The organism is Paenibacillus sp. N3.4 (genome assembly GCF_008017805.1).
Taxonomy (GTDB): Bacteria; Bacillota; Bacilli; order Paenibacillales; family NBRC-103111; genus Paenibacillus_E.
Map to the genome: position 1 here is coordinate 1 of NZ_VRTT01000130.1, position 11,684 is coordinate 11,684.

9 protein-coding genes and 1 pseudogene are annotated in these 11,684 nt (G+C 40.0%); 3 read left to right on the top strand and 7 right to left on the bottom strand.

Translation table 11 applies throughout. The features are described from left to right. Positions 1-214: 214 nt before the first annotated feature. From FU659_RS33300 to FU659_RS33310, 3 genes are all read right to left on the bottom strand, one after another. The gene (locus FU659_RS33300; RefSeq protein ID WP_147951464.1) at positions 215-592 is read right to left on the bottom strand and encodes a VOC family protein; all 378 of its coding nucleotides are present in this window, start codon (positions 590-592) and stop codon (positions 215-217) included. A 173-nt stretch (positions 593-765) separates the two neighbouring features. Beyond that, the gene (locus tag FU659_RS33305; protein ID WP_147951465.1) at positions 766-1,383 is read right to left on the bottom strand and encodes a GNAT family N-acetyltransferase; all 618 of its coding nucleotides are present in this window, start codon (positions 1,381-1,383) and stop codon (positions 766-768) included. A 232-nt stretch (positions 1,384-1,615) separates the two neighbouring features. Beyond that, the gene (locus tag FU659_RS33310; protein WP_261808214.1) at positions 1,616-2,287 is read right to left on the bottom strand and encodes a class I SAM-dependent methyltransferase; all 672 of its coding nucleotides are present in this window, start codon (positions 2,285-2,287) and stop codon (positions 1,616-1,618) included. Positions 2,288-2,813: 526 nt separating this feature from the next. On the opposite strand from FU659_RS33310, the gene FU659_RS33315 reads away from it, so the two are divergent. Next, positions 2,814-3,986, top strand: a complete 1,173-nt coding sequence (locus FU659_RS33315; RefSeq protein WP_261808215.1) for a COG4705 family protein — start codon at positions 2,814-2,816, stop codon at positions 3,984-3,986. Between the two features lie 815 nt (positions 3,987-4,801). On the opposite strand, the pseudogene FU659_RS33320 reads toward FU659_RS33315, so the two are convergent. The 4 genes and pseudogenes from FU659_RS33320 to coaW form a co-directional block, all read right to left on the bottom strand. Further along, positions 4,802-5,311 (bottom strand): annotated as a pseudogene (locus tag FU659_RS33320) (peroxiredoxin-like family protein); the annotation flags it as partial. Between the two features lie 12 nt (positions 5,312-5,323). After that, positions 5,324-5,455, bottom strand: a complete 132-nt coding sequence (locus FU659_RS38055) for a hypothetical protein (protein WP_261808216.1) — start codon at positions 5,453-5,455, stop codon at positions 5,324-5,326. A gap of 224 nt (positions 5,456-5,679) precedes the next feature. Further along, on the bottom strand, positions 5,680-7,158 hold the full coding sequence (locus FU659_RS33325) for an Lsa family ABC-F type ribosomal protection protein (RefSeq protein WP_147951467.1): 1,479 nt from the start codon (positions 7,156-7,158) through the stop codon (positions 5,680-5,682). A 290-nt stretch (positions 7,159-7,448) separates the two neighbouring features. Further along, positions 7,449-8,261 carry a type II pantothenate kinase gene (gene coaW, locus FU659_RS33330; RefSeq protein ID WP_147951468.1) on the bottom strand — a complete coding sequence of 271 codons (813 nt, stop codon included), beginning with the start codon at positions 8,259-8,261 and terminating at the stop codon, positions 7,449-7,451. Positions 8,262-8,711: 450 nt separating this feature from the next. Between coaW and FU659_RS33335 the strand changes: the two genes are divergently transcribed. After that, positions 8,712-9,767, top strand: a complete 1,056-nt coding sequence (locus FU659_RS33335; RefSeq protein ID WP_147951469.1) for a hypothetical protein — start codon at positions 8,712-8,714, stop codon at positions 9,765-9,767. 109 nt (positions 9,768-9,876) lie between these two features. Then, positions 9,877-11,346, top strand: a complete 1,470-nt coding sequence (locus tag FU659_RS33340) for a WD40/YVTN/BNR-like repeat-containing protein (RefSeq protein ID WP_187274568.1) — start codon at positions 9,877-9,879, stop codon at positions 11,344-11,346. Positions 11,347-11,684: the final 338 nt, after the last annotated feature.

An 11,684-nucleotide genomic window follows, 5' to 3' on the forward strand; every position in this document is an offset into this window, starting at 1 on the left:
CCTCACGATGGACACCCTTGCTCTTGGCTAGTGGTTGGTAACTACAAACCCCCACAGTGGACTTTCACCACCTAGTTAATCGCCATGCGTGGCACACCGTAAACAAGGCTGCCCGGAGGCAGCCTTGTTTTGTATTTTATTGAGCGCATGTTCTTCGTTAATTTAAGATAACCTGAAAGAACTTAGCTTTAATGAATTTTTCTTGATTTAATAATTACTTTTTTTCCAAGACCGCAAAGTAATTTCCTTCATTATCGGCAAAGTTAAAGACTCTTCCAGAAGGCATATTGACAAGTTCTCCGACTGTGATATTTTTAGCCTTAAAATCAGTATATAATTCATCGAGATTTTCCGAGAAAAACAATATCGAAGGTGTATGGAGATTTAATTGAGGCTGCATTTTAGCAATGAGCTCCTTATTATGGAGTACTATACTTGTTGCCGCCAGGTTTGTTGGAGCAATTTCAATCCATCTCATAAATTCGTTTTTTTCCTCAGCAACAAAGCTAAACCCTGCTTTTTCTGTCCAAAACTTCAATGACTCATCTTGGTTATTCACATACAACATAATTTGACCAACTTTATTAATCATTTTCGTATCTCCATTTCTATTCATTTGGCATATTTTCATTTATTGTTGAACATTCCATTATTCTGTTTCATATTAAAAATTATACAGCATTTAACAATGTTCTTCTGCATTTCTCTGATGTCTATTGAGCTATAGTACCTCGCGAGTTGAAAAGCCTATTGTGCTTCTTAAGCTCACTTTGAAAGAGAACTACCCTTGATTTCCCACTCACTTTTAGTAAGTTTGTAATAATTATAGCTCTCGTTATTAATTTCGATCATACTTTGGAAATTTAAACTGCATTTTTGAATTACTCTATTTGATGGTACGTTAGGTAAAAGAGCTATAGCACTAAGAACTTCGACGTTCGTATTCCCAAATAAATATTTGATAATCCCTTGTGCAGCTTGGGTAGTATAACCCTTACCTCTATGATCCTTTGATATTGCATACATGATTTCTCTGTTTGGAGGTGGCAATTCGTCTTTTATTCCCGTACGGCACCAACCAATAAATTCACCCGACTCTTTTAATATAATTCCCAAACGAAGACCGAGTTCATCAATGTCCCCACCTTCAGATACAGCATGTAGAAATTGTTTGTTCTCTTTAATTTCGTAATTTATAAACCAATCTTCCCGTTGTTCTTTGGATACGTTCCAACCTGGCAAATATTCATGTATTTCAGGTTGCCAGGTTAGAGAGTGAAACCTTTCTAAATCATCAATGATGAATTCTCTTAAAATAATATCCTTACAATCAATCGTAAAAATGTTTTCTTCCGAAGTGGCATCAGTACTTGTATTCTTCATATATCTCCCTTTTACATATCTAACAAATTGTTTTACTACATATAATAGCAAACTCAAGGAGATCATTATTGGTAAAGATTAATTATTGCTAAATTCTCCTGCCCGCTATCTGCACCAGAAAATGATTAAAACCAATGTCATACAGGGCCTGTCCCTTTCACTTTCTGATAGGGTTGATTCCTCCTTACAAGAGTAAGAATTGTGTAACCATATCGGAATATGATTGCTGCTTTTAGGCTTGCTTTGGTTTTTGTATGCACCAGTTGCTCATACAACGTTGACCAGCCACATGTACGGTCTTTATCGGTTCGAACAGCATCCCGCGCAACGATTCTGTCATGTTCATCATCATGCTTTCATTAACCAAAAAGCGAGTGCTTCCATCGGGCAGCCTATAGCGCTCATTGCCGAGCGGCTTCACACTGGATTCCATGCCAATCGAGGAAGCAAGACGTATAAATAAAAAGCCGCCTGGCTTAAGCACCCGCCACAACTCTAGGATCATTCGGAGGAAATGCTCCTCATTCTCAGCAAAATGCAGAACAGCATTGCTGATGATAAAATCAAAGCTGTCATTGGCAAAACTCATGTTCTCAAGAGTTTCCACACGCGCCCGCTCATCGGACCATGCAGGAGCCAACTGCTGCCCGAGCCTCCGCACAACGCCGATCGCTTCCTCGGATTGGTCTACAGCAAACACGTCATACCCGCTGCGCAGCAGATACACGAGGTTGCGTCCTTTGCCGCAGCCTGCGTCAAGAATGCGCATTCCTGGGGAAATCCTCCCTTTTAACAGCTGATCAAATACATAGATATCTATATTCCCTAATTGCTCCAAAAGGTTCATTGCTGTCTTCAACTCGCTTCCCTTATCCTCATCGTTGTTTTCTATGCAGTAACTCAATTAATACCTACTTGTACATTCTCATCTTCAGGAAATTGAAGCCGGTAAAGTATATTCTCCACTACAATGCGATCACCTTCTCATTAATGATAGATCATCAATTGGAAGGTTGACAAAAATATCAGCAATTTCGAACAAAAGAATCGTGAATGACATAGTTCCACTGAGAAAAGCAAACCGTAAACGTTGATTCCAAGCTATTCTGGGCAGCTTGCCATGTCAATACCACAGCTCGTGCTCTCTACGCCGCAAAAAAAACTAATTCTCATTAATTTTTCATGTGAAGCATTTAGAATAACAAGTACGAGGAAGATAATGGATTTATTCATGGAATATTCTCCACATGTTGCCCCCTTCTCCTTCTCCATACTCACAATTTAACACTACAGGAGAGAAAGTTATCCCAGCAAACTCGCCGGCTAATTCGAGTAATTGATGAAATGGGATGTGGCTGGCAATTATGGAGCGTATTTAAAAACTCTTAAAAGGAGGAATGGAAATGGTCAAAACAAATGAGACAAAAACCGTGTTAAGTAAAGTTCCCGAAGTCACTCTTTATTTCTGGATCATAAAAGTCTTATGTACTACAGTCGGTGAGACTGCAGCTGATTTCCTGAACGTCAATCTCGGATTTGGTCTGACGGGTACCTCGATTGTCATGGGAGCCTTGTTACTAGTTGCGCTATTCCTTCAGTTTAAGACAAAGAAATACATTCCGGGCGTTTATTGGTTGACGGTATTCTTAATCAGCATCTTTGGAACACTTGTTACAGACAATCTGACTGACAACTTGGGTATCCCTCTAGAAGTGAGCGCTATTGTTTTCACTGTAGTCTTGGTGTTGACCTTTGCCTTATGGTACATCAAGGAGAAAACGCTCTCTATCCATTCTATATTCACAATACGTAGGGAAGTCTTTTATTGGTTAACAATCCTTTTCACATTTGCACTTGGTACGGCGGCTGGAGACCTAATGGCAGAGAGCCTCGGCTTTGGTTACTTAGCTACAGCTCTCATAGTTTGTGCGGTAATTGCCTCCATGACAGTCGCATGGCGACTGGGGCTTGATTCTGTATTAGCTTTTTGGATTGCTTATATCATGACGCGACCTTTAGGTGCATCGGTGGGCGACCTTCTTTCACAATCGCAAAATAACGGCGGTTTGGGGCTAGGTGCAACTGTAACAAGCGCAATATTCATATTGGCGATATTGTTGATCGTCATTTTCCTATCTGTCTCCAAACGAGATTTAATTGCTACATCAAGAAATGCAGTCACGGACACAAAACGAAATGCCGTTTTCTGGCAAACTGCTGTAGTTGTAGGTGTATTGGTGCTCGCGGCAGGAACAGGCTATTTTTGGCGTCATGCAACGGTCCTAAATGCCTCCCAACAAGGAGATTCGTCTGGCACTGTTACGCAAGCCTTCCCGCAAGCTGATATAACTAATTTCCGGAAAATTACCGAAGATACGCAAAGTCTAGTGCAAGCAGGGAATTTGTCGGGAGCAAAGTCACGCGTCAGTGATTTGGAGACTGCTTGGGATACCGCTGAGGCTCGGCTCAAACCCATAAACAAGACGAAGTGGACAGAAATCGACAACTCGGTAGATAAGGTATTGAGACAGCTACGCGCTGCACATCAAGACGCTGAAGCGTGTAAAACGGCGCTGGAATCGCTACTAACCGTACTTAACTAATTCACTCAAGCCGGTAACCCAGGGTTATAGAGGTTATCGGTTTTTCTATGCGCTAGACCCGGATAGGCCATTATTTCAACTTTTATTATCTGCTTCATCTTTCTTAAAATCAAAAATAATTAAAATGATCGTAACTATATAAGTTAAATTAATGAATCCCGCATGCCTGAGGAATAGCTAGAGCATACATTGTTCAGTAGAAGGTACAACGAAAAGGAAATTCCTGCAATCGTGCAGGCTTTTTTAATCGAAATGGCTTATTCATGAGGAATTCCTGCAAAAGTGCAGGAATTCGCACGGATTATGGACCCAACTCAAACGGGAGCGGAGAAAACATGTAGATTCGCATGAATGTAATCACGCGAATCGATGCGGAGAAAAAAAGATATACAATTGCAGTAATTTTTATCATTTTCTTCACACTCCTTGCTTTGGAATAAATCCTTTCCATTGCAACGAGAACCATTAGTTCAACATATATAGAAATAAAAATACACAAATGTATGATCCAATCTCTATTTTAAGCCAACCTAAGTAACCACTATCAAAAATCATATAAACGATTGTAAGAGTAAAACATAATAATGGTAAATATTTAAAAATAAATTTATTAGAAATGCAAACAATAAAGGGATTGGCAAATTAGTGATAGTACCATTTTTATCTAGTACCAATGCTGAATATGTACAAGAACCTGTCGTTTGAAAGAATTTTTGATTCATGTAGATGTAGTGTACTCAATTAGGATCAAAAGGGCTGCCATGCGGCAGCCCTTTGCAAGTAAGCTTTTTGATCTGAGCAGATATTTAATGTCATTAATCTTCTCGAATTTTCTTCAATTCATCAATGATATCTTGAGGCTCCACTCGCTTCATGAAGTCCGGGTTTACGTTGGCATGTCGGACAATGCCTTGCTTGTCGATCATGTACGTCGCCGGAATTGGCAGCACCCAGCGGTCAGTTTCATTAAACGCGGCGAGATCCCGTCCAAGCGTATATGTGAAAGTATTTTGAAGGTATTCGGGTAATTCAAACAAAATGTTATAGCTGTCGGCGACACAGCCTTTTGGATCACTCAGTACGTGGAAGGTTAGCTGTTCTTTTTCAATCTGGGAAAGCGAGTTGTCGGGGCTTTGCGGAGAGATCGCAATCAGTTGGCCACCGTTTTCTTGAATCTCCGACAGAATTTGCTCATAAGCCCTAAGCTGTATATTGCAGAATGGACACCAGCTCCCCCGGTAGAAGATTAGAACAACCGTACACTTGGCAAGTTCTTCATACAGGGTTACTTGCTCGCCGAGCGGATTGGTCAACGTAAAATTCGGGGCTTTGTCCCCTTAATTCAAACCGAAAACGATACCAGATTGCAGTTGCTCCTTTATGTGGCGAAAAATCTCCACTTGGGCCTCTGCGGGCACTTTAGCGATAAAGTTAGCCTTTGCTTGTTCCAATTGTTCTTTAACCGACATGATACAACTCCTTTTTGATTCAAATTATGAGTTGTCCAATAAAACCGAACATCTTATAAAGCTTTTCGAGCAATTGATATTATTCCGAAAAATAAAAGATACCAATCGGTATCTAATATTTTATCACACATCCAGTAAATGACAAGGGTGTAATTGGATATATTGAACTTAAACAACAAAAAAAGCTTGATAAATCAAGCTTTTCAGTGCATCAGCAAGTTTAATTAGAGTTCAATGATTTTTGTTGCAATATTATTGCAAAATTCCCTGTCATGCTCGACAAAAACAATAGTTGGTGAGTATTCCAACAGTAAGGCTTCAATTTGCATGCGAGAAATAATATCAATAAAATTAAGTGGTTCATCCCAAACATGCAAATGAACTTTCTCACTAAGACTTTTTGCAATCAGCACTTTCTTCTTTTGCCCCCCGCTAAATGCTGAAATATCCTTTTCAAATTGAACTCTAGAAAAATCAAGCTTTCTTAAAATGGATTTAAAAAGGCTTTCATCAATCCTGTTGTTTGCAGCATAATCAGATAAATTGCCTTGAAGATGGGATGTGTCCTGTGATACATAGGATATTTCTAACTGACGATCCTTCCTGAAAGTGCCTGTATAGTTTATATCCTCACCACAAATAAGTTTGATAATACTAGATTTTCCGGAGCCATTTTTACCTGAAAGAGCAATTCGCTCACCTTGCTCAATCATAAAACTTATATCTACACAAACCGTCTTCTCACCGTAATAAAGCGAAACATGATCAAGTTCAGCAAGTTGGTTTTTATGAAAAACGAGTTGCGAAATTTCTAGGCTGTCAGAGTTTTCTATATTTTTAAGGAGTTTAGACTTTTCATTAATAGCAGATTGCTGTCTTTGCTCTATTGCTTTAGAGCGTTTCATCATTTTAGCAGCCTTGTGGCCAATATATCCTTTATCTACCTTTGAACCGGAATTTCTTGTTCCATTTTTTGTCTTTTCCACTTCATGTGACCAGTTTCCCGTCCGTTTTGCAGAATCCGACAAGCGTTTAATATCTTTTCTAAGCTTTTCATTCTCTGCAAGCTCAAAATTATCTTGTCTTTTTTTATTTTCCCACCAACTAGAAAAATTACCTTTTTGAATTTCAATAGTGGTCTTATTGATTGAAAGTATGTGATCTACACAGTTATCAAGAAATGATCTATCGTGAGATACCAAAATATAGCCACTTTTGGTATTCAGATAATCACTGACAAGTTTTCTGGCATTCATGTCAAGATGATTCGTTGGTTCATCGATCAGCAGAAAACTATTTTCCTTAATAAATAATGTAGCCAGTAACACTTTTGTTTGCTCTCCATTAGATAATGAATCAAAAGACCGATATAAAACATCTTCTGAAACCTTAAGTAATGAAAGTTCACGCATTAATTTCCAGTGAAGATAGTCTGGAAAAATGTCACTGATGACGTCAAGGGTGTTATTTTCTTTATTTTCAATATGAAAAGGGAAATATTCAAAACTGACTTGAGCAGAAATATTTCCGCTGTATTCGTATTTACCTAGCAACAAATTGAGAAAGGTTGTCTTCCCTCTACCGTTTCTTCCCGTAAATCCTAATTTCCAATCGGTATCAATTTGAAAATTTACATGTTCAAATATATAATCGTAGCTGCCCTCATAAGCAAATGACAGGTTTGTAACATTTATTAATGACATGATCGTATCCTCCTGTATGACAAATATAAAAGCTACAAGAAAGTTACTTTCTTGTAGCTCAAATAAATACAGCAAATCTAACCCCATATAGAGTTAAATAAGGATATATCGATTGAGTGAAAAGAACCAGTAACTTTCTTGCTAATAAAAAATAAAACACGCGAAAATCTCGCTATCATTGTTTTATTATTTTTATAATCAGCAAGAAAAAATTACATTATTCTTTTCAACTCCAATCATTAATTTAGTAACATAATAACACACCATGTTTTCAAAAACAATACCAAGCCTTAGGATGCAGCTCCAAAGAGTAATGCACCTATAGCTCCGGAATATTCACCCTTCTCAACGAATATGGGTAAAGCTCCTCTAAGAATCGTGTAACTTTTTACTGTCTCTTTAAGTAGATCATTTTGAATAAACGTGGAGCCAATAAAAACAACAGATGTCACACCAAACTTTTGACCCGCAAGAACACTAGTCGTTGCTACGGTTTCCCCTACAAGTCCTACTACTGAAGCCAAAAGCTCTTCATGAGTGAACTCTTGCGCAGCAAGTGAATTTAGAATTCTACCAAAATTACTTGCAGTTAAATCTCCTGGGATTGGAGGTTCTGCTCCCTCATAAATGTGACTCACTTTCAAATCGATTCGATCTCGAGTTCCCTTGGATGCTAAATGAACGATCGTTTTATAATCGGTTTGACCCGTAAGTAAACGAGCTAATCCTAATAATGTTCCGCCCCCAACCCCAGATCCTCCGATACGTTCATGTTTACTTTTGCCAACTCGGTGAATTGAAGTTCCGGTACCAACATTCGTAAGTACATATTCTTCTAGTGAAGGATCGCATTTATTAAGCAGATACTGTGTTCCTAGACATGTTGCCTCAAACTCAACCATGTGTAAAGGTTTTCGTTTCATGAATGATTCAAATAATGAAGCTTTGCCACCGGTAAGGCATATATGTTCAGCATCCAAACTATTAATCTTCGTAGCTACGTTTTCTAATTGGGCAACAGGAAATTTACAATAATTCCAAACATTATTTTCCATACTTGCAACTTTGATTAACGTACCACCTACATCAATACCAATATTCATAATTGCTATGCACTCCTCTATGCAAAAGCTAACCATTTTCTTTGACATAGGGATGTCAAATGATGGTTGTTTCTTTATCAAGAATCAATCATAACCGCTTGTTATTCATATAGCAATGACCCGCTAGCACAAAAGGCTGCACGCAGCAGCCTCGATGTTTGGTATTTTGTTATTTTTCGTTAGCGTTGAATCACCTAGATAAAGAATTGTCATAAAAGGCTTGATGAGATGACAGACATTTTAGCATGGGATTGCGGTAAAAAGGGATTTATTATTGCAAGGCTAATCATCCATAACACATATTTACTGATTTTCCTCATAGCGTAACTCCATTTGAAGGTTTAAGCATACTATACCCAGAATCATATCTTCCTTAAATATGAAACTTTTTCCTTTTTTTGGCGTTTAATTCATTGTTCCGTATGATCAGTTAAAGGAGAATGATCCTCGATGAGACGAAAATCAACAGCAGTGCTAGCGTTGACCCTAGGGTCGGCGTTCGTTTTTAATCCTTTTGTCCTTAGCAAAGTGCACTCGCAGGAGTTAAACGTCGGAGCGGTTATCGGAAGTGTAGGATCGACAGATATACGCGCATTCGTAAATGGAGCTGAGATCCGATCGATGAATATCGACGGCAATACAGCTATTTTCGTGGAGGATTTGCGTGGCCACGGATTTGACATCGCGTGGGAGCCTGTCATGCGACAGGTCTCCATTTTACCTGACTCCGTTAAATCGCTGCCTTCTACAGACGTATCAGACAACGGCCTTACCCGAGTAGGAGCTGGATCCATCATTGCCGACGTTCTGGCTACAGATATTCGCACATTTGCGTTAGGAAATGAAGTTCCATCTTACAATGTAGGAGGAAAAACTGCGGTGTTCCTGCAGGATCTTACACCACTTCTCGGTAGCCTGGATTGGAATGAGAAGTCGCGTACCGTCACATTCAACGAGAAGATAACCACAGCTTTAAACCCTCAGGCGGCTCGAAGAGCATCGTATCCCTTGCAGGTGGAACAAGTATCGAGCAAGAGGCTATCTATTCAATTTACAGATGACGGGATGTTCCTTGAGAATAATCGTATCGGCTTCGAGCAAGAGGGACGTGCCATGTTGTCCTTAGAAAAAATGGCAAAATTGCTGAACTACCAGTCGGAAGTCGCGGATAACGGACTTTATATGTATAACAATACTTATGGCTTTCAAATCGCTCCGAATATGGAGACGGAATATTTATTCTGGTTCAACAGTAAAGTCAGCGAAGGAAAGCTAACCTTTCCTGCTATTGAGCGGGATGGGGAACTTTATGTGTCAGAGTACGATTTGAAGCAATTATTCGGTTATACCGGAAACTGGGATTCGGACAAACGGAGACTGGATATCGATTATGCCAATTTCCTCGTAAAAGATTTCGGTATCTCGGAGCACACAGACAATTATTGGTATTCGATGAAGGGCCTTCTAGTCGTACCGAATACCATGGATTGCCGAATTTATCACTGACTGTGACAAGAGGTGGATCGACTAACGTAGGAAACTCATCTACGTCGATAATGGAGCCGACAAACAACAGGTGGAACGTCCACATATCAATTTTCTTCTGCGGTTATTCTTGACTTGGGTGATAATCGAAATCAAGGTTGAGTATCACATCGGCAAACGCATTTTATTTAGTAAAACGTTCGTCAATCAACTAAAACCTGCGTTGCTGAATCCCGTCATCAATTACAATGACTTGTCTCAAGGGTTGGGTGAATTCAGCTCAATTACCTTGGAAACGCCGGCATCCGGCCTAATTAGAACCGAGAATGGTAAGGTAGCGCTCAAAGGAACTGTAACCAAAGCGCTTGGCACTAGATTACTTGCTGTTATTGAGAAGGAAGACGGTGACAGTTGGATCGATCCAGAGACGGTTCAGGTTCCTTTTGATGCAGGACGTTTTGCGTCGGAGCTGTCGCTTGTTCACGGAACCGGAAGATATCGAGTTACACTTCGCTCCCCTTTGTCCATTCCCGCTCCACGACAGAACAACCCCTACATTGATGTTGCTCGTTATTATATCGATTACAAGATGAGCCTGCCAAACATTGTCGGTATGCAAGGTCCGGAAGGATTCAGTTCGCGAGACTGGAAGCTCATACATACCTCGGATACAGGTCAAACGTGGGAAATCGTCATTCCCGATGGAATAAGCGAAAAAGATCATCTAATTGCAGCCAATTTTAATGATGGATATTGGGGATATACAGTTTACCTCACAAGTGAACAACAGCCGAAACTCGTAGTCTGCCATCAGCTCTATGGAGGAGGCTGGGAAACGGCAACCCTACCTACGCTTGAGGCCTGGGAAACTTCCCTTGTTGTGACTTCGTACATAGCGAATTTATATTATGATCCGATTTATGTCATGCTCACCTCCTCTTCAAGTGCTGATCAAATGTTGAAATCACTTTACCGCTCCGATGACCGAGGAAAAACATGGAAACGTGTAGGCAATCTAAACATAGACATCGGAAGTGGCAATCCGACCGGCATCAGCTTCCGTAAAGAGAAGGAAGGTTGGATTACCGCGATGTATCACGGACAAAACTATTTGCCACTCTACCGTACCAAAGACGGTGGGCAGACATGGTCCGTTCAACAAGTCGACATCCCTTCCGATTTGCAAAAGGTTCCTGTCAGCGCCTACGCACCCATCTTCGATCAGGAAAACGATCATCACGGTCTCTTCATTGCGGAGTTCGTTCAGGATGGAGAAAAAACGTATATCCCTTTTGAAACAAGGGATGCCGGAGATTCGTGGACACCGCTTAAATTCCGACTTCATCATGTGCAAGATATTCCGGTATTCCATTTCGATAACCTGATAATGGGTAGAGCTATTTCCAAGGACGGCAAAACGATCTACTTGATGGATACATATAACCATGATGACTGGCAGACAATCAAACCAAATATTTCGTTGCAAAATGCTTCGCAATTCTTCCTAGGCATGGATGGCTACGGATGGGTGCTTTTGAACGGCAGCATCATGGTCACGCACGACGGTGGAAGAACATGGAACGAGCCAAACAGACCATAGTCGAATAGTAGGAGGAATGTAAATTACTGGGTTCTACCAATCTCTGATGATTTTAAACCAGGGATTCAATCTTTTCAAAGTCTGATTGCTTCTGCTAAACAACAGGATGAAACACAAATCCAGTCTACTCTTTCACAATTGCCATCAGAGAAACTTGATCTTCTTCTTTTGGAATTTATGAAGCATGTATACAACTATGATCAGAAGGCTTGCTCCTATCTGTATCCGTATATTTTAAATACTCAACTTTCGCACCTACGAAAAGCTAGTTGAGCCTTATGGTTGCAAGGGTTAATGGAGAAATTTTGCTCATCTTGACAGAAAAACACCCTCTTTGT

Bases quoted from the DNA above. Each gene is read 5' to 3' on its own strand.
- FU659_RS33305 (WP_147951465.1), bottom strand. From the start codon at position 1,383: ATGAAGAATACAAGTACTGATGCCACTTCGGAAGAAAACATTTTTACG.
- FU659_RS33335 (WP_147951469.1), top strand. From the start codon at position 8,712: ATGAGACGAAAATCAACAGCAGTGCTAGCGTTGACCCTAGGGTCGGCG.
- coaW (WP_147951468.1), bottom strand. From the start codon at position 8,261: ATGAATATTGGTATTGATGTAGGTGGTACGTTAATCAAAGTTGCAAGT.
- FU659_RS33325 (WP_147951467.1), bottom strand. From the start codon at position 7,158: ATGTCATTAATAAATGTTACAAACCTGTCATTTGCTTATGAGGGCAGC.
- FU659_RS33300 (WP_147951464.1), bottom strand. From the start codon at position 592: ATGATTAATAAAGTTGGTCAAATTATGTTGTATGTGAATAACCAAGAT.
- FU659_RS38055 (WP_261808216.1), bottom strand. From the start codon at position 5,455: ATGTCGGTTAAAGAACAATTGGAACAAGCAAAGGCTAACTTTATCGCT.